This window comes from Okeania hirsuta, assembly GCF_003838195.1.
Taxonomy (GTDB): domain Bacteria; phylum Cyanobacteriota; class Cyanobacteriia; order Cyanobacteriales; family Microcoleaceae; genus Okeania; species Okeania hirsuta.
In genome coordinates, this window is sequence record NZ_RCBY01000001.1 from 1 (window position 1) to 25,673 (window position 25,673).

A 25,673-nucleotide genomic window follows, 5' to 3' on the forward strand; every position below is an offset into this window, starting at 1 on the left:
AATTTTGAACACCGTGTAGACGGTGGGGTATTAAACCCACAAAGAAAATGATAAAGATATAAAAATGAGGCCAAAATAAAGTTTTATATCTTATTTTTAACTTATTAAATTTTCATCACTATTTTACGGATAATAAAACCAACTTATCTATATAGCATAATAATTAGTAATGCATAGGTTGTACTTAAGAATGCTTTTATTATAAAAAATCACTAAAATAAGTGGGGTATAATCAGGATTTAATATTAGTAAATACTAGAGCATAATTCTTGGAGTTTGCTAACGATGTTTGATAGTTATAAAGATATTTTCAATCAAAGAGGACTTTCGTATCATCAAGCCATGATGACCTATCCTTTGGCTAGAGCTGAAGAATTTAATCAAGTGTTAAAGCTAGCTAAAATTAAAGATGACAACGTAATTTGTGATGTGCCTTCAGGGGGTTGCTATCTGAGTAATTTTATACCTCGATGTGCCAAGTTAATTTCAATAGAAACTTCAGAAAAATTTATTGAATGTTCTCAAAAGAAAGACCACAACATTGCTCTAGTTTGTGAAAATATTAGTCACATTCCTTTGCTTTCAGAAAGTATCGATCGGGTGATTAGTTTAGCTGCTTTACATCATGTAGATGATAAGTTTGGTTTTTATCAAGAGGCTTACCGTTTACTTGCTCAAGGAGGAATTTGTTGTCTGGCAGATGTCAGGAAAGGATCGAAAGTAGCTGACTTTTTAAATATCTTTGTTGATCGATACAACTCTATGGGGCATCAGGGTGCATTTTGGGACAAAAATACTGCCAATCAGTTAGAAACAGTAGGTTTTCAAGTGCTTGTTCATCAAGCAATTTCCTTTGATTGGCAGTTTGATAGCTGAGAAGATATGGTGAACTTCTGTAAGTTACTGTTTGGTATTGACAAAACTGACAACTCCAAAATTTTAGAGGGAATTGAACAATATCTGAGCTATCGCATTGAAGAGAATCACTATTATCTGTGTTGGGAATTAGAATTTTTCCAAGCTCTCAAATCAGGAATTTAATGCTCTCCCTGCTAGATTAATAAAAACTAATAAAACAAAACCAACAATTCTTTAATTAAATATGCCAATTCCTATTTCTGCGATCAAAGGAGTTATTTGGCCAGCCTTACCAAACCCTAACAATTCCTTGCTTTTGGCCTTGCAATATCAGTTAGAACAAACTCAATGGTGGTCTCCTGAAGAAATCCAAAAGTGGCAGATGTTCCAACTCACAGCACTCCTTGCCCATGCTGATCACACTGTTCCCTTCTATCGTCAACGACTGGGTGTTTTACTCGAAGTACGCGATCGCTTCCTCAACTATAGTGACCTACAGCAGATTCCGATTCTGACTCGTCAGGATATTCAACAGCAAAGCAAGGAGATGATTAGCACTGCCTTACCCAAAGAACATTTGCCTACTTCAGAAAGTCAAACTTCTGGCTCTACAGGGCGACCAATTACTTTTCAAACAACCAAAACAAAAGGAATTTTTTACCGAGCATTAAATCTTCGCAGTCATCTATGGCATCAGCGTAACTTTTCGGCAAAAGTGGCAGCTATTCGAGTGCCTCGCTCTAAATTACGACAGTCCAAGCAAAAACAAGAGGGTAAGAAAATTTGGGCTGATGCTTTTCCCAGTGGTGCGCTCGTAGAATTGGATAGTGGTAAAACAATTGCAGAACAGTTAGCTTGGTTAGAAAAGGAAAATCCCGAGCATATACTAACTTACCCTTCTAATATTCTCGCTTTAGCAAAACAAGCCAAGAAGAAAGGAATAAAAATACCAAATCTTCAAGCTCTCAGCACATTTGGAGAAGTTGTGACCCCGGAAATACGTTAGGTTTGTCAAGCTGTCTGGAACATCTGCGTTGTTGATATCTATAGCTGTCAGGAAATTGGTCTGATTGCTCTGCAGTGTCCCAAACACGAACACTATCATATTCAGTCTGAAAGCGTGATCGTAGAAATTTTAGACGAAAATGACCAACCTTGTGCTCCTGGTCAAATTGGGCGGGTAGTACTAACAGATCTTCATAACTATGCCATGCCCTTTATTCGCTACGAAATTGGAGATTATGCAGAAGTGGGTGAATATTGTTCCTGTGGCCGAAAACTACCAGTGTTGCGACGAATATTAGGACGAAGCCGTAATCTACTGGTTTTGCCATCGGGGGATCTTATTTGGCCTTCATATATACTCAGTAATTGGGCTAAATTAGGTCCTATTCTCCAGATTCAGGTTATACAGAGAAGTGTGGAAGTTATTGAAGTTCGGATGGTGCTTTCCAGAGCAATAACTGAGAATGAGGAAGCAATTCTCCATCAACACATTTGCGCAGATTTAAAAAATCAATTCCAAGTCAAGCTTTTGTATGTTGATGAAATTCCTAGAGCTGCTAACGGTAAATATGAAGATTTTATTTCAGAAGTAGTGGTTTGATTTTAGGTGATGATCGAGGCTTTGTTGCATACAGGATGATTAGACATCAGGCAACAGCTCATCTGGCAACAGGCAACAGAGAATTAATAAGCTGTACTTCACGCTTCCTAAAAAGTGCTGTAACCATTCTATAACTGTTTAACCGGACTTAATATCATGGGTAAGTCCTAAAATTGCCAAAGAAAAACTACCTGCACTTTATTCATCTGGCGTTGGTGATTTGAGGTATGATATCATGTCCTGATGAAAGTTCTATAGAACTCCGTGACCTTTACGCGACCAAAAAACTTTCTCCTTCTACATCCTGTTTCTGATTCTTTATTCCCTCCTGAGGAGGTCCTCCTGACTTCCCCTCCTGGGAGGGGAAGTCAGGAGTCAGGAGGAGAAAGAATTACAAAGATGAGGGTAGTTATGACGATTGAAGATTTTTTTTATGCCCAATTAAACGGATTTGATATAATTAAAATTATAGCAATGTGCGCTGGCATATTTACAAATTACAGTAACTGTCCAATAGCTAAAAGCCTGATATTATCGGTTTTTTATTCCCCCAGATGAGCTGTTGCCAGATGAGCTGTTGCCTGCGCACAGCGCTTTGAAGAAGGAGACAGGAGACAGGAGACAGGAGACAGGAGGAAAATTACTTATGGATTCGCTCCCCCAAGTAATTTTGAACACCCTGTAGACGGTGGGGTATTAAACCCACAAAGAAAATGATAATGGTAGTCCTGTATGGGTTTTGGTGAAGATATATATTTTTTAATTTCTCCCATACTCCCCATCTCCCCATCCCCCCATCTCCCCACACTCTCTCTACCATTACTATGCACCACCACCAAATTAATATCATACACGCGCTTCACCAACGCCATTCATCTCAACTAAGCAACAATACTATTTCCATTCATCCCAAGTATTATTAAAAATAGAAGTTTCAGGAAAAGCTGTGGGATTACCATTTTCTTGTAAGCGACCTTGTAAAACCTCCAATTCCCATTCCTTAGAAGGCATATCATCAATCAATTCATCAGGAAAAATACCTCGCTCCAAAGCAAAATCAATTGTTGTACCAGCAGCAGCACCAGCAGACCATTCAAAAGAATGAACCCGATAAGCAGCAGCAGCAATATAACTTGTAGCAATAGTCTTCCCCGCTACCAACAAATTATCAATTTGCTGAGGGATCATTGCCCGTAAAGGAATTTGAAAAGGATAAGCAGAACCTTGACCCCTCCTAATACCTGCTCGTTCAGAATTACCAGGTGCTTCTGCCGGACTTTTTGTCATGCAGGGATGAAAATCTATGGCATAATGACCAATTCCTACACTATCAGGAAAAACAGTTGCTCTTGCTCGTTGAGGCATTTCTTTCATTGAATTAATTTGTGAATTTTCAGGTACAAAAGCAGCAACACTTCCCCACAAATAATGCAACATATCTGACGGTAAATTTTGTAGATAAAAATTATCCCGAAAATTCTTTTTAGCAATATCAACCTCTGCTACTGTAAAACCCCTGGGGCGAGTTTTCCCAACACGACCAATAATGCGTCGCCCCTCCCGCATATAAGGATATTTTGACAACCCATGAGCTGTTCCCATCGGCGCGTCAAATCCAGTCAATAAACGATGGTTTGGATATTTTTGCTTCACCCCTTCCCCTAACTGAGAGTCAGTAGTACCCTCAACTAACCAATAAAAATAACCGAGAGCATTTTCCTCACCTCGACGGAGGGTTTCGGCACGCAAACCACCCATCCAACCCCCCGGTTGCAGTTGACCTGTAGCTTGTAGTTGCCCTCGACTGTAAATCAAATTGTCGTCGCGGTTGCCAGGACGGTAGTCATTACCCCAAGTCCAATTTTGCATGGAAATATCGCCGGGAAAAATTGTTCGTTTTTTGTAATCTCCTGGTTGCGGTGCGTCTGGTTTCACTGACCAAATTTGACGATAGGTGAAAACTAGGGGGAAACTAGCTAATCTTGATAATTCATAACTATAGTAGGGTGCATACTGAGAATAAAAGGGTGGTTCCACATGGGTTTGAGGTGTTTCGGTTGCTTCCATGGCGAAGGTGTAGGTAAAACCTTGGGTGCAGTAGGAGTCTCTAGTGTCAACGGGGGATGAGGGGTCAAGATAGGTTTGTGGATCAATACCGAGACGATAGGGAACATCTGCTAGAGCAATAATTTCTCCGGTTTCCGTAGCTTCGACAACGTACCAGTCTGCACCGCCTGTTTTTTCTGGGGAAGGTTGGGGTATAAATTGAATTATGGTTTTGTCGAAACGCACTGAGTTTTCGTAACGGTAAGCATCTTCGATAACTTGAGACAGGGGTTCGGTGTTGATGGGTGGGGTGCCTGCTGCTGGTTGATGTTGGATAGCGATCGCTCTATTGATTTGATTATTGGAAATGTCTAACTCTTTCACAACAGTATTGGGAAACCATTTGAATGTTCCTCCACCTTTTTTGGCAGCATCTTGCAACATCTGAAATAGAATACCGTGACCATCGTAGGGCATAAAACAGGAGACGCTGACCCAACAACGACCGGGATTTAATCTACCGTATTTTTCCTCAATGCGTTCCCGTAATTCTAAGTAACCACGGGGATAAAATAGGAGACTGCGTTGAGTACCGCGTTCGTCGAGAGCGGATGTACCTTGGGAGGAAATTTGACCACCTACCCAGTCGGTAATTTCGGTGACACAAACGGTGCGTCCTGCTAATAATGATTCGTAGGCAGTTGCTGCTCCTGACAAACCGCCACCGATGATGAGTATTTCGCAGGTTTCTTCTTGGTCTGGGGTGCGGGGTGGCGCTGCTAACGCGGGGGCAATAGTTGGAGTTAGGGAAAATAAGCTGAGAATTAGACTAATTATTGGTTTGGTTTTTTTGAGCATAATTTAGGTGAACTGTTAGTAATCAAATACTCAAATTTTAGATTAATTTGAACAAACTTGATTTCGAGTCCAATAGATTTATATGACCACCAGTTGAGTAATTAGTCTATGGTTGACGATTTTTATTTTTGGAGGCTATCATAAATACTATACATTTAAAAAATAAAAAATAATAGAGTAAGAGACTGTTTGTCAAAAAAAGGTAAATATGGCCATAAATAAAGTATCTAACGTAGGGAATTGAAGAAGGAGACAGGAGACAGGAGACAGGAGACAGGAGGAAAATTACATGGGGATTCTAACCCCAAGTAATTTTGAACACCGTGTAGACGGTGGGGTATTAAACCCACAAAGAAAATGATAAAAAAATCAATGTCCCGAAAATCTTATGCTAGGGGTCTAAGCAATTCCCTATAGGATGCTACGCGATCGCGAGTGGGAACTACTCAAATCTTTCCTACTAGATTCAATATAACAGTGGTGCATTAACTCACTACCAAATAAGTAAAAATAGTGATTTTTCGTCTATATCTACATAATCACACAGAATTTTATGCAAACTGCTCCAATAGATATTGTCTTTACTATATTTTGTGCAATCCTAGTCATTTTAATGCAGCTAGGTTTTGCTCTTTTAGAAGCAGGGTTGCTTCCTTCCAAGCACACAGTCTCAATCATATTCAAAAATTTTGCTGACTTTGGCGTTAGCTTTATCGCTTTTTTCTTTTTTGGTTACTGGATATTGAAGGGTTTTGATAATTCCTTACATCCCTTCAATATTATAGTATCAGAACCAGGAAATATTGAGAATGCAAAGCACTTAGTAGATTTTATTTACCAGGGAGCTTTTGCTGCAACCGCTGCAACTATATGTTCAGGAGCGATCGCTGGTAGGATGAAGTTGTCTGATTACTTAATAATGAGTAGCTTCATTTCTGGCATTATATATCCCCTCTCAGGTTTCCTATTGTGGGAAGTTTTCGATGAAGTATTTAAAGATTACGCTGGTTCAGTCGTAGTACATGCAACTGGTGGAGCTACAGCCTTAGCAGCTACTTTACTTATAGGGTCTCGACCTGTAAGAGAAAGACGACTACCAGCTCATAATATTCCTCTAGCGACAACAGGTGTATTTTTACTGCTCATCGGATGGTATGGGTTTAATATGGGCAGTGTAGAATCTGTTGGGACGCCAGAAGGTTTAAATGAAATTGCTCTGGTTGCCATTAATACAACCTTGGCAGCGACTGTCAGTATGATGGTGACGATCTTTCTGAGTTGGTTCAACAATATTCCGAGGCTAACGATCGCAATAAATGGCTTACTGGGTGGATTAGTCGGAATTACAGCTGCACCAGATGTAGCAATGATTTGGTATCCATTTTTTGTGGGCGGTGTTTGTGGTTGGCTAGTTTTCTTATATTCAAAATTTATTATTGAGGATGAATTTTCATGGGAGGTAATGGATGATCCGGTTGGTGCCGTGATTGTTCACTTGGTTTGTGGTGTAGTAGGAGGTTCCGCGGTAGGAATAATTAGGCTTTTTGAGAATGAGCCACATGGAAGAACTCAAATTGGAATTTCTGTGCTAGCTCCCATCTTGGTTTTCCTTTGTTTCATAATGTTTTTGTTGGCTTTGCACGGGATGGTTGCATCTAATCGGAAATCAAGATTACCAAAAAATCAAGATGAAGGTCTTTTCGCAATGCTTGGTATTCTTAATCGTCTTCGCAGTGAAAACTCTGAAATAGATAGGGGTTTAGATTTAGCAAATCATCAGGAGACAGCTTATGATATTCCTGGTCCTCTAGAAACTCCTCGGCTATTTCAAGAAAGGATTGATGCCTTATTCATTCAGTATATTCAGAAAGAGAAAGAGAATGAATTTATTGAAGGGGAAATCTATCCTTCCAGAGAATATGGGAGGAGCCATTTTACATATAAAAATGCTGCTAAGGCAAGAAATCTTCCAGACGAAGCGAGTACCAGAATAAGAGCTAATCGTCAACCTTTTGATGTAGCTTTAGAGTCATGGCTTGGGGAAGCTTCATCACTTGTTGAAAGGTATTTTAAGCTTTATGGTGATGTTATCAAGATTAATGATGAAAATTTAGTTGAAAACTTTAAGAATGCAATTCAAGAGGTTGAGCAATATCGTTTCCAACTTAGAAGAAATAGAGAAAATTTCTTTAATCAAAAAATGAACGAAGTTATTAAGCAGTTATGGCATATTAGAACGATAGCTAATACACATAATGAGCTTACTCAAGAATCAGTAGAAAAGTTGACATATATGTCAAATGAAATATCTAAATTAAAACAAGAAATTAGGGCTTTGAAGGGTAGAAATAGATAGGAGTTTAGACATGAACAACGAAATAGATCGAGAACTGAAGAAAATAGAAGAAAGACTCAAACCACCAAGTATTGCTCTAATTGGTAGAACTGGTGCAGGAAAGAGTAGTCTAATTAAAGCTATTTTTGGGCTAGATGATAATGAAATCAGAGTAGATGTTGGGTTGCCAGTAACAAAACGTTATAACAAATATCCAAACCCATATAATCCAGATATTCCAATCATACTCTATGATTCTGCTGGTTATGAAGTTAGCAAAACAGATGATTTTTTACAAGAGACTTTAGGATTCCTTGGGGAAAAATCTCTTTCCAATACCCAATCTGTAGATGACAGTATTCACCTTGTTTGGTACCTCATTCATGCAGGATTAACTAGGATTGAACATTTCGATCTAAAAGTGATTGAAACAGCACTTAGCTTAAAAATTCCTGTAATCATAGTGTTAAGTCAGTGTGATATTGCTAAACCAAAAGAGCTTTCTGAACTAAAAAAAAGGCTGAGTGACTCCTTAGCTGAAATTGAACAGAGAGCAAATACTCAACTCAAAATTATGGAAGTTTCTGCCGATCCTATTGCAGGCAAGACAGTTTCAGGTCTAAAAGAATTAACAGAAGCGTCTATAAAAGCCATTCCTGAATCATATTCGCAAGCATTTATAACAGCTCAGGCAGTTAATGTCAAACTAAAAAGGACAGTAGCATACTCTCTTGTTGCTACAGCAGCTGGGGTATGTTTTGGTTCAGCTTTTATTCCTATTCCAGGTTCTACTCCACTGAGTATTATTGCAACTCAGCCAACTTTACTAGCATCTATTGCCAAAGTTTATAATCTCGATCGTTTTCTTAATAGTTGTCGCATAAGTGCAACGGTAAATAGTAACTCATATTCAGTATAACAGTTATAATTGCTCGTAGTTTTGCTCTATAGTCCTAAAGGGTTTAGCATCCTTTTATGGTTGTTAATGATAGTTGTGCGCCAGCAAACGGCCGTTTCCTCCGCGACATATTTGCGTAGCATTCCGCAGGAAAATACCCCTACTACTAAATTGAAGTGAGGTTGTTCAACCAGATTTAATATCACTTAAGTTTTGCTGATCCAAAAGTGACATCAAATTTTTCACACCAGACCACAACATTTGGATAATCTTGCCAATTTATTCCTTCTGGAATGTCATAAACTTGTTCTCCTGTAAAACTTTTTAAATCTCCCAAACGCACATAATTTTCTGTGGTATAACTTTCCGGACGATTTTCTTTATGTAATAACAATTTTACTGCCGGACCTTCAATGGCAGAAAAGTTTTCCGCTAACCGAACTTGAGTTTTATTACCTGCTTGAATAATTTCTGCTGTACCTTCGGTATCTTCCCCCGGAGTAATAGTTACAAATTCTCCAGAAGCTAAAACAGTATTTGTCTGAGCTAAAGTTGGATAATTAGAAATAGAAGCAACAATTATTTCTGGTGATAAAATTTGTGATTGTGCATCTGGACAAACTTGTTTTTCCCAATCACATTTATATAAATATTTTTCTTGCCAACTTAGAGAAATTTCTAACAAATCCCGACTTCCTGTTATTCCTTGCCCTAAAAATACTAGAATCGCCAAACAGTTTAAAGCAGTATGAATTTTGCGCCATTTGTGAGTCCTATCTTTATATATTTCCGGCACAATAGTCAAAGAAAAAATCATCAATATTGAAGCTATTATACCATAATAAAAATGAGAAACTGCCCACTCATAGTCGCGTCGGAAAACACCATCTTGAAAACCTAAAATTACGATACCTGCTCCGGTTAAGGTCGCAAATACTCCTCGCCATAATTTAGTTTTAGCTTGATAAAGAAATATTAGAGAAGCAACCGTAGTCATAAAGATGGTTACTATTAATATTGCTAGGGTCATATTTTCACTTTTAAAATCTTTAAAAATACCCTTAAAATATATTGAGTAAGCAATAGCGACTAAAGTTATTCCCACAACGGAACCCGTCAACAAATTACCTATTTTTCTATGTTCCGGTCCTACCACTGGAGGAATTTTACTTTTACTTTTATCCGCAGTTTGTAGCCTTCGTTGACGAGTCTGCCAAGCCAAGTTGAGAACTATACCAATGATTGGGAAAACCACCACAACTGCCAATGCTGGATGTATCAATCCCGCAATATCCTTTGCATTCATAATTTACCTCTCAGATATAACTTTACATATTATATTTAAGCAGGTTGAGTGTCGGTTAAATTATTTTTTGCTGAAAATTTTCTAAAAATTAGGTGTTAGGGGAATTTGGCAAGATTGAGAATAGTTGAAAGGTCTTAAAATCTATATCCTGGTATTAAAACTCTATTGTTACTGAAGCATTCTCATAACTGATAATTAGAGATGATCATTTCTATAAAAAGAGTAAATTATGTGGTCAATAAAAATGCAAAATATTGCTTTAATTTCAGCAAGAATGAAACAAATAATTCTCTGAATAGAGCTTTTCAATTTACTGTAATAGATCGAGTTCTTTAGATTAATCTATTAAAAAAGATAGTTGGTGTAATTCATTAGCTCACTATTGCAAAATGAGGGTAATGAAAGTGCTATTCAGTTTGAGAAAGCCATCAACCAGGAGATAATTAAAACTGTAGACTTTGAGATCAAATACGCCCGGGTTCGGTATAAAAAAATGTTTCATTGTCAGCCAGATCGCAAATATTTCTACATTTTATTCCCTCCTGACTCCTAATTAACTAATCTAGTTATACCAATGCTACCGGATTTGATATAAACGGACGATATTCACCTCCAAAAAGTCATTCTCTGAAAAGTTGGTGGGAAAATACTTCTGAGGACTCACTCATATCATGTCCGTTGGTATCGTTTGTGTAAAAGTTAGCGTGGATATCTACAGGAAATTTAAGTTTTTTTCTTGCTCAATTGCCTTCCTGTCTGTTGCCTGTTGCCTTCCGGAGCTGTTGCCTACCTTTGCTATACAATGCCGATGCTACCGGACATAATATCACGCATAACAACCAAATATAGTAGGGGTTAACGGCCGTTAACCCCCTACAAATAGTGTATAATTCGTATGCGTGCGTAAGTCCTGATAAAAATCAACTAAACCAAACTAACCCACTAACAGTCAGAATTATTAGTACTAACGCCACCCAAACAAATTGATTATCTTTTGTGTTAACTTGACTAGGATCGACAACTTCTAACTTCAGAGTTTTTGGCTTCGGTGGCCGTGATTTCACTTGGGAAACCATAGTGCTACCTCGACGATCTTTAGCATCACTTTCACATATTGCCCCCAAGTCAGGAATTTTAGTCATCCATTCTTGCCTGGTTCTCAGTACAGGTGCTTCGAGAATGGCTAATATACGTTTTGCTTGTTGGCGGGTTTCTAAACGAGGATGACGAGTTAGTTGTTTACAAAGGGCAGTTGCTTCTTGAATTTGGCCAGCCGCTTGATATGCTGTCACTAACCAGATTTGTACCTCTCCCCCAAATCTTGAATTAAGCTCAATATTGTCTTTAGCAGTTTCTAAATGTTGCACTGAATTACGGTATTGACCTCGCTCAAAGGCATATTTGCCAGCTTTATATTCAGTTTCAAATAATGTTAGGTTTTCTGAAGTCACAATCCCTGTTAATTAGTTTTTGATATATTTAAAATTAATCTTGGTTATTATATCAATTTTTTGATCGAAGAATTTTCAACCCACTGTGATTGTAGCAATTTACAAAAGTAATGCTAAACTTATCCTCCTGATATTTTAGCCTGATGGGGAAATAGAAAACTAAGTATAGCAAAGTTTTTGCTCATTGGTACTATAGGAAATAGTGCTGCAATTCCGCATTGGTCAGATGCAAGTGGCCTTTGTTCCCTATTCCCTACTATATATCTTGATAACAAAAAAAATCTGAGATTCTCCTGTTTCGTTTTTAGGAGAAACCCAGTTATAGAATTTTTATTTATTTGTATCCAATATTAAAATTTATAGTAGATGCAATTATAATTTAATTTCTTAGCGAGACTGGCGACGACGGGAAAGGAACATTCCACCACCAATGAATGCTAAAGCTGCAATGCTATTAGGATCTGGTACACGCACTTTTGGATCTGAAAGGAAATCACTGTACATTTTTTTGTATGTTAGTTCAGAGATGGCACCATTTATACCAATTCTTTGTAAAGCTGCGCTTAATAATTGTCGATCGGACCTTATTGCACTGACTATTCTCATCTTTAATATTACAGCGGTTTTCATTTGGGTAGACCACAGTAGGAACTTTCCATGGAATGTCCCTACAAAGTTTTGTTTGTGAAGATGTGGTTCATCAATTTGAAAAGCGCTGTAAGTGCAACTTCATGGAGAAATGGTATTATACCGTTAAAGTTAACTTCTAAACTCCTAACTTGTCCTAGTTCTTCTCCGAAGTAAAAATCCCAGACAGAGTTTTCGTATTTTTCACCAGCATGCAAACCGTTATCAGCTTTCAAGGAGAGGTAATAATTAATTATTAATGGCTTTGTTGCATGAAAGTTGCATTCGCGACGGCTCCCCCGAAAATTCCATCAACTAAATTTCTACTTTGTAGCTTTCAGGTAACCCAAGTTGAATCATGTGGTTAAGGATAGCGCACTGTATAAATAACTCCACTGCTTGAGTCTCAAATTTTCGTCGTCGCAACTTGCCTCCGAATATCACTTTGAGCCTCAACATTGTTGTTTTCCTACGGAATGCTACGCAAACGGATCAGGAGCGCCGATGGTATCCACTCTCTCGTTTCCATTTTTGACGTCCCACTCTACGAGTCTCTCTGAGATTTGAGTTCCTGGGATCAGCCGGAGCTTTACATTTGCCATGCTGCCAGATGACTGCATTTTGACGCGGTGGTATGGTTGGTTTAGCTCCCCTTTTACTGGCTGCCTCGTAGCACTTGCGTTGATCATAGGCTCCATCACCAGATACTTGCCCAATCTCACCCTCTACTCCCTCCAATCAGTAGCAAAACACTTGATCGTCACTAACATTGTTAGTTGTTACCACAGCACTAACAATTTCCCCAGTTGCTTCATTGACACCTAGATGTAACTTACGCAATTGTACAGGTTTACTTACACCATGAACTCTTGTTTTCCATTCCCCTTCTCCATACACTTTCACCCCTGTAGAGTCTACGACTAGATGCATGGCCTCTTGGGCGACGGGCTGGGACTACTGGTATCTCAATATTCAATTTACTCAGGCGACGGGACAAGGTACTGTGATCTGGTACTGGTAGCTCTAACCCCATTCAGGTAAATATAGATTCCAAAAATCCCTCGGTTTGTCGTCCTACCAAGCTCAACAGAGTAGCAAGAGTTGCCATTAATTCCATAGCAACCTGACTATAGGTATGAGATGCCCCCCGACGTCCAGTTTTCTCTGTTGTCAGCCACTGCTCTATCATTTGATTACTCAGCCAAAATGTTAGACTCCCCCTTTGTTTCAAGGAAGCATCGTATTGCTGACCAGTTACTTACTCTGTATTGGGATTTGGACTTGGACTTACTCATATCTAGTCGGTGCAGATTTTTTGTACCATAACCATAACCATATCTATACTCTATGTTCATCTTTTGTGCAACAAAGCCATTATTAATTATTAATTATTAATTGTTGAATAGTCACTACCTAACCCTTATCTCCTCTAAATAACGAATCAATCACATTCCAAAATACTAAACTTGCTGACAGGATAATCTAGGGGCAGAAATGTATAGCCTAATGGCGAACAACTAGATTTCACGACTCTAGTAAAAATAATTCTTGATTCCTGGCGATCGCCACTTGGTAAAAAAGTTATTTCTCCTGTAGCACCCTCAGAACTAAAATTTTCACTTGCTAAAATTTGTTGCAGGGCGATGCGATTTAACTCTTGACGTTCTGGAAGTGATTCTAATGCTGTAATCAAGGCTCTAGCTGCATCATAAGCAAAAGCCGTACGCCAACTAACAGTTCCTCCCCAAATGTTTTTTGCTTGCAGTGGAAAATCTGGATCGGGGCTATTCAAGCTGTGCCACGGTGTAGCTACTACAACATTTTTCTCTGCTTCTTGAGCACCAAACTTGAGAGTATAGTTACTATAGAGGTTTTCTCCAGTAATTATCGGTAAATTGAGCTGCCAATTTGCTTTGATTACCTCTATTGCCTTCGCTAAAGTGGAAATATCTGGCAGTAATACAATTGCAGTAGCTTTTTGTTTTTCTACTCTATTGTTCGCAGCACTGGCATTAAAAGAAGTCCTTGATAAATCAAAACTGTCATTCATATCTTTAACTATTTTGCCACCACCAGCACTCAAACTAACCATAAATTTATTTTTGAGAGATTCACTGTAAATATCATTAGGATTATCAAACAGAGCTACTATTTGCTGTTGATCAGTAGATTTATTAATTAAGTAACTTGCCATTGCTTGAGCCATTGTGGCATCAGATGGTATCATCCTAAAGAAAAAATCATTGCGATTTGATAATTTAGAAGCACTAGCAGTGGGAGAAATTAAAACCAGTTTATTCTTTTCATAAATTGGAGCTACTTCCATCGTGATTTCACTAAAAGTATGACCAATTACTGCCAAAACTTGACCTGTTAAAACCAGATTATTTGCTATTTTTACTGCTTGCTCTGGAGAGTTGCCATCATCAACAATAATTACAGTTAAACCCTTGCCTCCAATCAAATTATCGCTCAGGTTTATGGCATTCTGAGCTTGAGCAACTCCCCGTAATTTTTCTAAACTATAGTTGAGAGCTTGTGACTCACCTGTCATTGGTGCTACTATGGCTATAGTATAAGCGTCAGTATTGCTAGCAGCTAGTCTGGCATTATTCAGATAAATCAGGATTTCTAGATCGTTAAAGTATTTTTTTCTAGCTGTTTCTAAAAGTTTGACTGCTTGCAAATAATCACCATCAGCAAAAGCTTTAACTCCCTCTTCTTTTTCTTTGGGTGCGGAACCTGGAATCAGAATTTCTTCCCCACAACTCAAATTATCATCCAGTTTTAAAGGACAAGTTGTTGGTGCTTCTGGTAAAATAGCAATTAAGACAGCGATCGCTCCTAGTGTGAAAAGGGAAATATTGCCTAACCATTTATTGACTTTGGGTGTGGTTTCTTGATATTTACTCTTGAAGTTCTGTATTTTTTGCTGCAATGGAAAGTCAGATAAATAGTTTTTCTTTGCGGGAGCGGGTTGTTTGCTCTGGGTAGGTTCAATTTCTGCTTGTACTTGCTGGTTGTAGTTAGCAAGACGTTCCAAAATGTCTTCGGTTGTTTGGGGGCGACACTGAGGTAAATTTGCCATCATCTCATCAATTAAGTCTGCTAATGTTTTTGAGATTTGAGTAGCATGGTGTCGCCACATTAATCTACCACTCTGAGGATCGGTAGGCAAATTAGTAGGATCTTGTGCTGTGACTAAATAAACTATAGTTCGAGCAATGGCAAATACATCCGACTGTCGTGTGATTTTCCCTTCATACTGTTCTGGGGATGTGTAACCTTGAGAAATCATCCCAGTCACATCTTTGCCTTCAAATTGCCTTAAATATGTTTCTGTAACTTGCCTAGTCGCACCAAAGTCAATTAATGCTAGTTGACCCCATTTCTGCTTTTGGGAATCTTGTTGATGGTCAGTGTGATTTTTTTCATTTTCAACCTCCTGTTTGTGGTCTAATGTTTCTCTGGTTTGTTCTGGATCATTTCCTAGCTGTGCAACATTTTCTTCGGTAAGTGAAATGGAAGATAAATTATTTGCTCTGCTAGCTTTTCCATCTGTTTGTTGACTAGCTTCTTGTTTAGGCAAATTTTCATAAGATCCAGAGGGTTGTTTGGCTCCATTATGATTGGAGTTTTGTGCTGGGAAGCTACGCAACATGATATTTGTTGGTTTAAGATCCCGATGGATGCAATGATGCTGATGAAGTTTAGCAATGATTTCTACTAATTGTGTGACCCAGGCGATCGCTTGCTCTTCTTCTATGGGTTGATTATGATGAATTTGTTGTAACCAGTCAGATAAATTTATACCCTCAATTTTTTCCATTACCAGACAGTGTAATGGTTCATCTCCCGCTTCTGACCAGATAAAGTATCCTTCTGGTTCAACTTTTGGTAATCCAGGTTCATGTAAATATGTTAAAACTTTTGCTTCTTGCTCAAACAAAGAAATTACTTGTTCTATTTCTTCGTCTTCTATTTCCCTTGGCACTTGCAATATTTTCATAATTTTTATCGTACCACCATCATCAACTTCCCAAGTTTGACCAAAACCACAGTCTCCAATAAGTTGAATCGCTCGATAGTGCTGTTGTAATATTTGTCCAGGATTAATCATCTTCCTACAAGTCAAAAATCAAAAGTCAAAGGCATATTAAAATATACAGTCACCTAGTCATCATATTAAATCTGGTGTTGCACAATAGAGAATGATATTCTAGAATTTGATTGAGAGATGGATTTTCTTGATTGTCAAAGCCATAAAAGCTTGAAAAATAGTCATTGTCACGGAAAACAGAGTTATCTGTGCCGTGACTGTGGCCGTCAATTTCCAGAAAGCCCCTGTCCTGCGGGTTATAGTTCTGAGGTGATATGTTGTACAGATCCATTCCCTTGCTGCTCTATGATTTGAAACATCGGCAAATTCCTCAATTCTCGTAATCATTCGTCACTGTGCAACGCCGGAAAATGCTATTGCTGCATATCATCTAGCATTGGAAGTTCGCACCAAAAAAGATTTTCCTATCGATTGGGCAGGGACTCAAAAAAATCTAGGTAACGCCTACAATAACAGAAATCGTTCTACCCAATCTACAAATTACTATCTATATTTTCTGAGACCAGTTCCCAAAACCTTATTGCAAATGCCTAACTAAAGCTTCCCCCACTCGTTGAGCATCGGCCTCCGTCATGCCAGAAGTCAGAGGTGGACAGATATGATTCGGACACCAACGTTCGGCACCAGGAAAACTCTCACCTTCACAAATACCTGCAAAAACTGGTTGTTTGTGACAGGGTATTTCATATACTGTTCCTCCTAAAAATATCTCTTCTTCTGCTAATGCTGTTTTGATTTCTTTGGCATTTTTTCCCTCTGGCAAATGAACAATCAATTTGTAATTACTAGCGATATCCATTTTTTCTGTAGATACAAACGATAGACCAGCTTCTTTGAGAGGTGCAGTAATTAATTCATAAGCTCGCTCACGTTTTTTCAACATCTCTGGCAATTTTGCTAAATGTATCCGACCAAGCAGAGCATTCATTTCCGTGATTCGCATACTATTACCAAAGTCCGTGTGTAAGCCACCAAAGTCCATGCCTCGCTTCCCTTGGTTTCTCAAAGAACGTGCGATATAGTCTTCCTCTTCATTATTCAGAGTTATCATTCCTCCCTCACAAGTTGTCATTACTTTAGTCGGGAAAAATGAAAAAGCAGCACCATCTCCCAAATTTCCAGCACTTACATCATTGATTTTACTACCGTGAGCATGGGCAGTATCTTCGAGGACAAATAACCCTCGTTGGTGACAATATTCCACCACTTGCGGAAACTCTGGAGAAATGACGCCCCCAACATGAACCCACATTACTCCAGAAATCTTCTGTGGGAGATTATTACCCTTTTCTACTGCCTCTTGCACCATCTGTAGAGAAGGAGCAAATGTTTGTTTGTCCATATCCAGATATTGAACTTTTCCTCCGGCACGAATTACTGTAGCAACAGTAGCAAAGTTGGTATTAGTAGGAACTAAAACAGTTGTTGCCTCAACTTTTTTCAAGCGTAATAGAATTTCTAGTCCAGAGGAGCCACTATTAACAGCGATCGCGTATTTTGTACCAACATATTCAGCGAATGCTTGTTCAAATGCTTTGGTATGTTCCCCTAAAATTAATTTTCCAGACCGTAAAATTTTCTCTGATTCTGATAAGAAATATTGAATTTCATCATCTGTAATATCGAAATAAAATGGTTTAATTGTTTGATTTACTGTCATGTTACTCTCTCTTGAAAATTCGTGTTCTTACATTAAATAAATTTACATATTTATCGAACTAAAATACGATAATCAATCTAGTTTTTTCCTCTTCCATAAAGTAGGAATTATACCATTTTTTCCAAGTAATACTAGAACCTATCTATAGTTTCATCAAAGGCTGATTTAGTAAAAATTTATTAATTGCTGCCTTTTATGGCAAATAACACAGCAAAGGCAGCAAGCAAATTAGAGTGATTAAAAGAGCGTTAAACGACTAAATTGTGTGATACACATTATAGCTAATTTGTACAGTGTGTAACTCAATAGTTATGCTGCCGAAATGAGCTAGGGATTCATTGCTTCAATTACTTAGCTACTAAAACATGAATGACCATAGGTTCATTTTGATGTGCAAAATAATCTAGGGGTTTGAACCCTGCTTTTATCGCCAGATCTTGAAAATAGTCCACTGGATATTTATCATAACTTAAAAAGTGAAATTTTGTGCCACTCTTTATATTTATTGGTCTTTAGTTGCTCTCAAATTATGCTTTCCACAATGAGTTTAAGCCACCCAATTAAATTCATAATTAAATGCAGTAGGGTCGAATCCAGAAACTGGCAAATCACGATTGATAAAATATAAAATACTGAGCGTCAAATTCCCCATTTTTCCATGATCATCAGCTCCTTTTAATGACGACTAATTTTGATTTGAATCAACACCAACAATGAGAATACCATCTGGTTGTAGTGGTTGTAAAATTATTTCAAAAAATTTCAGGCAATTATTTGTAGAAAGATTGGTAATTGTACTTCCTTTAAAAAACTACGGGTTTAGTAAAGTTTTTAATCAGATCGATTTTCTTAATAAAGTCTGTATTGATTTTCTCAACTGATATTTCTGGTAACTCTCGGCTTAAAATTTCCTCACTCTGATCCAGATAAGTTTGACACAAATCTATAGGAACATAGCTTTTCAATTGTTTAATTTCTTTAAGGAAGGGCAGACTTTTATTTTTGAAAGCTATATCTGTACCCAGACCAAATTCTATAACATTAGATCCTGGTGGAACATAAGCAGCTATTTGGCTAGCCTTATTATTAATTAATTTGATTTCTTCCTTGTAAAGATAATAATTTAAATTTTGAGATATTAGTTCTTGGTAACATCCTTCACCATTGGCAGAATCGTCCTCAATATTAGGAGTACTGTACAAATAAGGAGCTAGATTTTCTTCCTGTTGCTGTAAAAATAGAGATTTTACATCACAAAGAAATGAGGTTTGAAAGTCTGTCATAATGATTTTTCTTTGTAAGTAAAATATAATAATACTATAGAAATTCTCATTTGAATAAAAAAAACAGTGGATATGATACTTTTAGATTTTTTGCCTAATTTTAACTAGCTATCAGCTATTAGCTATCCTCCTACGGAGGAACTACGTTAACAGCTATCAGCTTAAAAACTTGTGCATAGATAATTGTATCTGTTTGCGGAGCATTCCGTCAGGAAACGCTTTTAAAATTACTTCTTGCTGACAGGAACCATTTTCCCATTATTAATTAATTTATACTTAATGCCACGCCATACTACTGTACGCTTAGTCAACGCTAGAGCAAAAAATATTAAACCAAAAAGATCACGCAAAGGCAATAAGTAAAGACTTTTTAAACCTTCAGAATCTTTCAACTCTTTTAAAATTATCCCACTGGTCAGAAGTCGTAAACCAATTGTAATCCCTAATACTCCTAGTCCCAATAAGTCTCCCATTCGTGCCACAGCGAAGAAAATAGCAAAAGGTACTGCTCGGATTAATATAGTTGCAATAAATGGCCCAGAACGTGCTAAATATGTATTCTGATCCCAATAAATTTGATGAGTCCACCATTGTCGCCAATTCTTCAAGTCTACAACTACATCAATAATATAAGGTAAAAGCACCATTTTTTTCCCAGAAGTCCAAACCCTCCGTCCAAGTTCGTAGTCTTCTACAAGATAATTTGCTAGACTCTCTAAACCACCAAGTTCTTGTAGTGTGGTTTGATTTATGGCTATGGAAGGTCCCAAACAAGCATTGGATGCTCCCGTAACTGCTGCAAATATCACGCTAGGAATAAAGTCTGCATTCATAGTTAATAGTTCCATCTTCTCAAACCATCGGTAGGCACTTTTGGCTTTAAAGAGAGTACAGACACATCCCACGTCGGGATTGGATAGAGGAGCTATGATATTTTTGATATAGTCAGGTTTGAGATTTGTGTCACTATCGCTGATAATAATGATATCGTGGTGTGCCTCAGCTATGGCACCAAGTAAATTATTGACTTTACCATTAGCTCCTCCTTGAACATTGCTAATGACAACGAAAATCTTCTGAGTGTCTACTTCTGCTTGAATATCCTCAAGAATAGGGAGGGCTAAATCTTCAGGGTCTTGAACTGAATAAATTACCTGATACTCAGGCCAATCTTGAATAGAAATGCTACGCAGGTTTGACTTGAGGTCTTTTTCAATACCTCGTACTGGTTTCAGTACAGTGACAGGTGGGTGAAATTTTTCTGTGGCATTTATGTCTGGGGTGGTTTTCCTCAAAAATTGTCTAGTAGTCCATACACTGAGGATTGAATATACAGACCCACCGACTATCGGTATCAGGCAAATTATTTGAAGCACCTCTACAGGGGTTAACATTAATTAATTCTTGTTTTCAATTTTTCAATTCAAGTATAGTTATGTGATTATAATTTAGCAACAATAGCGATCGCTCGCCAATTTGCTCTAGCCTCGAAAAAACAAAATAAATAATAATACCATGAGATTTTCCCATAATATCATGTGCCTCTTTCAGGGGAACTACGCTATCGGTTGAACAGTTATAAATAATTTTTAGAAGTGAGATGGGGAGAGGAGGGAGAAAATATATGAGGGTGTTTTTCTCATATTATTAATCACTATAATTGTACTGTTTGTCCATGATCTGGGAAAGTGGCGAAACTATACTGAGGAAAAAAATCATGTATGGCAGCAACTATTTTAAATACATCACCCATCCAAGCAGCACTTTTTTCCCCAGAAAAATTCTGTATTTGTCGGCAACGCTGTAGTGATGATTGTGCTTGAGCATAACTTCTCGGACAAGTATCATCAATTAACCATATAGTTTTTGAGTGTGCCACAGCAAGGGAAGCACAAAAGTCTCGAAAAGTTTGTTCAAAAGTATGCAGGCCATCTAAGTAAATTAAATCGAATGATTCAAACTTCTGGGCATAACTTTTGAAAAATTCATCACTGGAAACTTCGAGACAAACTACTTTTTCAGTGGCATATTTATCCTTATTTAATCTGAACTGAGGATCGACGGCAACTTTATTGGTAATATTTACTGCATTAAAAGTTATACCTTTTGATACTCTTATTTCTAGATATCTGGATGATTGATTAATACTAGCAAGCTTGTTGAGGCGATCGCTGCGACTTTTAATGAAACATAACCCTCATCAGTGAACAGAGTCTCAAAATACTTTTCTCCTGCTATAACTCCACTAAAAGGGATATGATTTCTTCCTCAAAAAAGCCGTTGTGGTTGATCTTTTCTCAGGTTATTTGTTAACTCAAAAATCCTGTGCTGTAGTTTTTCTAAATAAGAGAAATACCATTTCTTTTGTCCAAGTGTTAGCTCACTACCCGGTTCTGGAATGATAAGATTTTCAAAAATACAGTCGTTATTTGTAACTAAAACACATTTAGCTAGCGGTATGCCTATAATTTCTAGTATTTGAGTAAACCATAAAGGAAAAGTATATTCAGCTAGGGAGGTATTGGGGGGTTGTGAAATAGTAAAAACAATGCCATTATGAATACTGATATCAAATGCCCAAAGACGATGAATACTTTCAGTCAAAGCGTGCCCAAAGTGTGGATGAAAAGGACCTCCGTAGATATATGTACCATGGTAAGTTTTTGAACTATCAATCTGATGAGTATCACTGTTGTCGCTGCCAAGATTATTTTTTTTATTCACTTCTATGAACTGATCTAAGTAGACTATTTCTTGCTCTAGACTACCACCGCGTTGATCACGGAATATTTTTTCTTGATCTAAATTGATATTGCTTCGTCGATGACGGAATATTTCTGGCATATTATTGGGAAAAACTACACCCCCTGACCACTTATTATGTTGTTCCTGAATCTGAATGGGTTTGACTATGGCATTATGTATTTTGAACAATCGATTTTGCTCATCTGAATGCTCTAACAGTTTCTCACTCTTAATCTACCTTGAACTTAGTTTGGTCAGACTTAGTTTCCTCCAACTCCTTCTTTAATTGAGACTTTGACTCTGACTGCTCTTTCTCTTTCAACTGAGTTTCCTGAAGTTGAGAATAATACTTCTCCAACACATCCATTGTTTCACTTAACTGGGACTGCGACTGCTCCAATAACTGCTCGGTTTCCCGCAACTGAGATTTAGTTTCCTCCAACTCTTTGTGCAACTCCGAGTCCGATCGTGGCTGTTGTTGTTCCTGTTTCTCTCTCAACTGAGCTTGCTGCAATTGTGATTGAGATTGCTCCAATACTTCCATTGTCTCACTTAATTGCAACTGATACTCATCTAACAACTGCTCAGTTTCCCGCAACTGAGACTTAGTTTCCTCCAACTGTTTGTGCAACTCAGACTCTGACCCCGACTGCTTCTGTGCTAACTCTGCCTTAACCTGCTCCAACTCTTCCTGCTTCTCCTGCAACTTTCCTTGCAACTCTTCCAATGTCGCCATCGTTTGCTCCATTTGAGACTGATACTCTTCCAACACTCCCATCGCCTCACCTAACTGCGACTGGGACTCCTCCCATAACTGTTTGCTCTCCTGCAACTTGGACTTGGTTACTGCCAATTCCTGCTTAACTTCTCCATCTGATTCTGACTGCTGTTGCTCTCCTTTCTCCTTAAGCTGATATAACTCAAAGTGGGTTTGCTCCAACTCTCCTAATACCTCATCTAATTGAGATTGCGATCGCTCCAACTCTTCTCTCACATCGTGCAACTCGGACTTAGTTTTGTCCAACTCTTGCTGAGTTTGTTGCCATTTAGTCTTAGCTTCTTCTAGTTCTTTTTCTGTTGTTGCTGCCATTAATTTATATTCCCCTTAATTTCTTCAAATATTACCAATATCTTGATAAAATCAAATTCTAAAAATAAGTTAACTATACTGAGTAAGTGACTTTATCCTACCTCCATTTGTTCCCAATATTCCTGATTTAATTTCTTCTGTTGAATATTTATGTAGTATTTTTGCTCATGTTTTATTTGTCTAATTTTATTTAATTAAATCTGTCTTCTACTCACTTATTTTTCACTACTTACCAAAACTTTATGCTGAATTTTCATAGTGCGCTTCATCAATTTTTGCCATTCTTCAGAATTTGTCAGCTTTTGACTATCTAACTCTAGACCTTTTTGCTGAGAGAAATTAGCAAAACTATCTAACCATTCCATTACTATTTCTGCCCGAGAGTTTTCAGTATATTTCAAAGATTTCTGAAGGCGCTCTTGCATTTCAAGCAAATTACCTTTTTGATAAGCATACCAAGCTTCCCAAACTAATAGTTGATATTCTGTTTGACTCTCGGATTTAGAATTTATCAGAATGGCTTGTTGATACTGCAATTTTTCCAATTCAGACTGAGTTTGTGTTAGTTGAGACTTTGTTTTAACTAATTCTTTTTGTGCATTTTGTTGTTGAGATTGAGATTGTTGCAATAATATTTCTGTCTGCCTCCATTGAGTCTTAATTTGTTGCAATACTGTCTGATTTTCCTGTAATTGTAGTTGCTGTTTTTTGCGTTCTTCATCAGTTTGATATAGCTGATTTTGAAACTCTTTTAATAATGTTTTTGTCTGTTTCATTTGAGATTGAGATTGTTGCAATAGTGTTTCTGTCTGTTGCAGTTGTGAATTAGATTCTACTAATTCTGTTTGAACTTCTTGCATTTGTAGGTTAGTTCGCTTCAATTCTTGCTTTGCTTTATGTGATTGAGATTTAGATTTTTCCCATTCCTGCTGATTTTTTTTAATTTCTTTGAGTTGTTTTTCTGACTGTTGCAATATTGTTTCATTTTGTTTGAGTTGAGAGTTAGATTCTGTTAACTCGGCTTGAGTTTGATTTAGCTGAGATTGAGTTTCTTGTAATTCTTGGCTAGTTTTTTGTAGTTCAGATTCAGACTTTTCTAACTTTTGTTCATGCTTTTGTAGTTGAGAATTAGATTCTGTTAACTGAGACTGGTAATATTCCCACTCTTCTTGAGTTTGGTGTAACTGATGTTTATAAACTACTAATTCGTCTCTAGTTTCACATAAATTATGTTTTGTTAATCCTAATTCTGCCTGAGTTTGTTTCAGTTGTGAGTGGGAGTTTTCTAATTCTGTCTCTACATTGTTTAACTGTTCTTGATATTGTTGTAAACTCTTCTCATTTGCCATTAACTTAACCTGAGAATCTTCCCAGTCTTCTTGAGTTTGGTGTAGCTGATTTTGGCAAACCTTTAATTTAGCTTGAGTCTCATACAAATTATGTTTTACTTTCCCTAATTCTGCTTGAGTTTGTTTATTTTGTGATTCGGACTTTTCTAACAATACTTCTGTTTTTTCTACCTGAGATTGAGATTTTTGCCATACTGATTCTGTTTGCTGAAGTCTATAAGTAAATTGTTCTAGTTCTTCTTGTGTTTGATGTAGTTGTGACTGATTTTGTACTAGCTCTCCTTGAGTTTGGTGTAGTTCAGATTTTGTTTGTATAAGTTCTTTTTCTATTTGATCAAATCTGGTTTGAATATGTTCAACTTTTTTCAGTTGAGACTGAGTTTCTTCTAATACTGTTTCTGTGTGGTGGAGTTGTTTTTGAGATTCTAATAATGTTGTTTCGGTGGTATCGAGTTGAGAAGCATATTTTTCTAACTCATCTCGTGTTTGTGTTAATTGAGACTTAGTTTGTGTTAGTTCTAATTGACTTTGTTGGTATTGATTTTTATATTTTTCTACCTCTGCTAATAAGTTTTTATTCTGATTTTCTACACTACACAAATTCATCCAGTCTTGAAAAGCCCAAATTCTATAGGGAGATGATTTGATTTTTTCTTGCCAGGAAAAGTCTGGTATTTCATCGGCTGGTTTCCAGGATCTTGCTTCTAATTCCTGGTACATTTCTATAGCTTCAGGAAAGTAATAATCTATGAGAGTGGATCTATGGTCGTCTGCTGATAATTGATTATTAAATAATGATGGTTCGTAGATATTGGCAGCGGGATAATTAAAGTTTGTCTTAAATTTTTGATTAATTGCTTCAATAAATACTTGTTGGTTATTTATGATTGTTTGAATATTTGTCAATAAACAATAATTACCAGCATGATTATAAAAATCAATAATTTTTTGATTGTAGTGTAACCATAATTTTACTGCTAATTCCGGTTGACTTTGAAATATTTTATCTTGCCGACTATACAGATAATTAACTACTTCCCAAGGAGAACGATAAACTAATAAAAATTTGGCATTTGGCAGTAGATTTGCCCAAAAATCTAGAAATAAAGTTGTACGGGTTTCTTTCCATCCCCAATTTCCACTTATAGAATTTTTGGCGATAATTTCTTTTGCTATTTCTACAAAATTTTCTTCTATATCTATTCTTTCTTGGAGAGTCCAACCATCTGCATCTATTCCTTGAGATTCTAATACTTGTTTATGAAATTCATAGAAGTCTAAATTTTCAAAATATCCTTGAGGATTAGCTTCTGTTTCCTCTGTTAATTTCCGACCAATATGTAAACCAGAACCTTGGAGGATGGAAGCTGTTAAAGAACTTCCTGAACGGTGCATACTGGTAATAATTAGAGTTGATTTTTCTGTTTTTTGCATCATATAG

At 37.3% G+C, this 25,673-nt stretch carries 19 protein-coding genes and 2 pseudogenes; 7 read left to right on the top strand and 14 right to left on the bottom strand.

Annotated elements, in window-relative coordinates; all coding sequences use genetic code 11:
• The first annotated feature begins 285 nt into the window (after positions 1–285).
• The 4 genes from D5R40_RS00005 to D5R40_RS00015 all read left to right on the top strand — a co-directional run bounded on the left by D5R40_RS00005 (position 286) and on the right by D5R40_RS00015 (position 2,464).
• Positions 286–876, top strand: coding sequence for a class I SAM-dependent methyltransferase (locus D5R40_RS00005; RefSeq protein WP_161564890.1), 591 nt, complete (start codon positions 286–288; stop codon positions 874–876).
• Positions 877–882: 6 nt separating this feature from the next.
• Positions 883–1,041 carry a hypothetical protein gene (locus tag D5R40_RS34240; RefSeq protein WP_161564891.1) on the top strand — a complete coding sequence of 53 codons (159 nt, stop codon included), beginning with the start codon at positions 883–885 and terminating at the stop codon, positions 1,039–1,041.
• 61 nt (positions 1,042–1,102) lie between these two features.
• Positions 1,103–1,864, top strand: a complete 762-nt coding sequence (locus tag D5R40_RS00010; RefSeq protein WP_124154097.1) for a phenylacetate--CoA ligase family protein — start codon at positions 1,103–1,105, stop codon at positions 1,862–1,864.
• Between the two features lie 114 nt (positions 1,865–1,978).
• Positions 1,979–2,464, top strand: coding sequence for a phenylacetate--CoA ligase family protein (locus D5R40_RS00015; protein WP_124154098.1), 486 nt, complete (start codon positions 1,979–1,981; stop codon positions 2,462–2,464).
• Positions 2,465–3,358: 894 nt separating this feature from the next.
• Here the strand turns inward: D5R40_RS00015 and D5R40_RS00020 are convergent.
• Positions 3,359–5,368: an FAD-dependent oxidoreductase gene (locus D5R40_RS00020; RefSeq protein ID WP_124154099.1), complete on the bottom strand. Its 2,010-nt coding sequence runs from the start codon at positions 5,366–5,368 to the stop codon at positions 3,359–3,361.
• A 553-nt stretch (positions 5,369–5,921) separates the two neighbouring features.
• On the opposite strand from D5R40_RS00020, the gene D5R40_RS00025 reads away from it, so the two are divergent.
• Together D5R40_RS00025 and D5R40_RS00030 are read left to right on the top strand one after the other, a co-directional pair.
• The gene (locus tag D5R40_RS00025; RefSeq protein WP_124154100.1) at positions 5,922–7,724 is read left to right on the top strand and encodes an ammonium transporter; all 1,803 of its coding nucleotides are present in this window, start codon (positions 5,922–5,924) and stop codon (positions 7,722–7,724) included.
• Between the two features lie 10 nt (positions 7,725–7,734).
• The gene (locus tag D5R40_RS00030; RefSeq protein ID WP_124143233.1) at positions 7,735–8,622 is read left to right on the top strand and encodes a GTPase family protein; all 888 of its coding nucleotides are present in this window, start codon (positions 7,735–7,737) and stop codon (positions 8,620–8,622) included.
• Between the two features lie 181 nt (positions 8,623–8,803).
• On the opposite strand, the gene D5R40_RS41780 is transcribed toward D5R40_RS00030, so the two are convergent.
• The 5 genes and pseudogenes from D5R40_RS41780 to D5R40_RS00055 all read right to left on the bottom strand — a co-directional run bounded on the left by D5R40_RS41780 (position 8,804) and on the right by D5R40_RS00055 (position 16,105).
• Positions 8,804–9,907: a DM13 domain-containing protein gene (locus D5R40_RS41780; RefSeq protein WP_124143234.1), complete on the bottom strand. Its 1,104-nt coding sequence runs from the start codon at positions 9,905–9,907 to the stop codon at positions 8,804–8,806.
• A 920-nt stretch (positions 9,908–10,827) separates the two neighbouring features.
• Positions 10,828–11,358 carry a hypothetical protein gene (locus D5R40_RS00040; RefSeq protein WP_124143235.1) on the bottom strand — a complete coding sequence of 177 codons (531 nt, stop codon included), beginning with the start codon at positions 11,356–11,358 and terminating at the stop codon, positions 10,828–10,830.
• A gap of 387 nt (positions 11,359–11,745) precedes the next feature.
• Positions 11,746–11,964, bottom strand: coding sequence for a PEP-CTERM sorting domain-containing protein (locus D5R40_RS00045; protein ID WP_205127578.1), 219 nt, complete (start codon positions 11,962–11,964; stop codon positions 11,746–11,748).
• A 336-nt stretch (positions 11,965–12,300) separates the two neighbouring features.
• A pseudogene (locus D5R40_RS00050) lies at positions 12,301–13,280 on the bottom strand (IS5 family transposase).
• A 146-nt stretch (positions 13,281–13,426) separates the two neighbouring features.
• A complete protein-coding gene (locus D5R40_RS00055) occupies positions 13,427–16,105 on the bottom strand; it encodes a bifunctional serine/threonine-protein kinase/ABC transporter substrate-binding protein (RefSeq protein ID WP_124154101.1) in 2,679 nt (892 codons plus the stop codon).
• 117 nt (positions 16,106–16,222) lie between these two features.
• Here D5R40_RS00055 and D5R40_RS00060 point away from each other — a divergent pair.
• Positions 16,223–16,357: pseudogene (locus D5R40_RS00060) on the top strand (IS1/IS1595 family N-terminal zinc-binding domain-containing protein); the annotation flags it as partial.
• A 265-nt stretch (positions 16,358–16,622) separates the two neighbouring features.
• Here the strand turns inward: D5R40_RS00060 and D5R40_RS00065 are convergent.
• From D5R40_RS00065 to D5R40_RS00095, 8 genes are all read right to left on the bottom strand, one after another.
• Positions 16,623–17,765: a DegT/DnrJ/EryC1/StrS family aminotransferase gene (locus D5R40_RS00065; RefSeq protein ID WP_124143238.1), complete on the bottom strand. Its 1,143-nt coding sequence runs from the start codon at positions 17,763–17,765 to the stop codon at positions 16,623–16,625.
• A gap of 685 nt (positions 17,766–18,450) precedes the next feature.
• Positions 18,451–18,558, bottom strand: coding sequence for a hypothetical protein (locus D5R40_RS42290; RefSeq protein ID WP_353735127.1), 108 nt, complete (start codon positions 18,556–18,558; stop codon positions 18,451–18,453).
• A gap of 10 nt (positions 18,559–18,568) precedes the next feature.
• Positions 18,569–19,048, bottom strand: coding sequence for an L-histidine N(alpha)-methyltransferase (locus D5R40_RS00070; protein WP_124143239.1), 480 nt, complete (start codon positions 19,046–19,048; stop codon positions 18,569–18,571).
• Between the two features lie 227 nt (positions 19,049–19,275).
• A complete protein-coding gene (locus D5R40_RS00075) occupies positions 19,276–20,442 on the bottom strand; it encodes a glycosyltransferase (protein WP_124143240.1) in 1,167 nt (388 codons plus the stop codon).
• Positions 20,443–20,702: 260 nt separating this feature from the next.
• Positions 20,703–21,233, bottom strand: a complete 531-nt coding sequence (locus D5R40_RS40590) for a class I SAM-dependent methyltransferase (RefSeq protein ID WP_124143298.1) — start codon at positions 21,231–21,233, stop codon at positions 20,703–20,705.
• Positions 21,234–21,316: 83 nt separating this feature from the next.
• Positions 21,317–21,982, bottom strand: a complete 666-nt coding sequence (locus D5R40_RS00085) for a glycosyltransferase family 61 protein (RefSeq protein ID WP_124143241.1) — start codon at positions 21,980–21,982, stop codon at positions 21,317–21,319.
• 40 nt (positions 21,983–22,022) lie between these two features.
• Positions 22,023–22,883 (bottom strand): coiled-coil domain-containing protein, encoded by an 861-nt coding sequence (locus tag D5R40_RS00090; RefSeq protein WP_124143242.1) that lies wholly within the window; start codon positions 22,881–22,883, stop codon positions 22,023–22,025.
• Positions 22,884–23,098: 215 nt separating this feature from the next.
• Positions 23,099–25,669, bottom strand: coding sequence for a chromosome partitioning protein ParA (locus D5R40_RS00095; protein WP_124154102.1), 2,571 nt, complete (start codon positions 25,667–25,669; stop codon positions 23,099–23,101).
• Positions 25,670–25,673 lie beyond the last annotated feature (4 nt).